The sequence below is a fragment of the Rhizobium sp. PRIMUS64 genome, from assembly GCF_023006465.1.
Taxonomy (GTDB): domain Bacteria; phylum Pseudomonadota; class Alphaproteobacteria; order Rhizobiales; family Rhizobiaceae; genus Rhizobium; species Rhizobium leguminosarum.
In genome coordinates, this window is sequence record NZ_JALBGX010000352.1 from 1 (window position 1) to 381 (window position 381).

At 54.9% G+C, this 381-nt stretch carries 1 pseudogene; it reads right to left on the minus strand.

The window, feature by feature from the left end:
- Positions 1-111 precede the first annotated feature (111 nt).
- Positions 112-381: pseudogene (locus MOV76_RS39530) on the minus strand (group II intron reverse transcriptase/maturase); the annotation flags it as partial.

Sequence of the window (381 nt, forward strand, 5' to 3'; positions counted from 1 at the left end):
TGGCCGCTGGGGTATAGCCACAGAAGAACTCATTCCGCTGTGAAGTCGCCACCTGTCGCGGCCTGAACTGGTATCCAAGGAAGTCAAATTTGACAGTCGGATACATTTCCCCAAGAAGAGCGGCTCTAAATCCGGCTCAATCATCTGCTTGACCACCATCTGCGCGATCCGATCACTGACCGTCGGCACACCCAAAACCCTTTCGCCTCCAGTCTTCTTTGGAATGGAGACGGCGCGCACCGGCGGCGGAAAGTAAGCCCCAGAAGACATCCGATTCCAGATCTTGTAGAGATTTCTCGCAAGGTCTTTGTCAAACATCTCCAGGGTCTCACCGTCCACCCGGCTGCACCACGGTTGGCTTTGACCGCTTTGTAAGCTTCG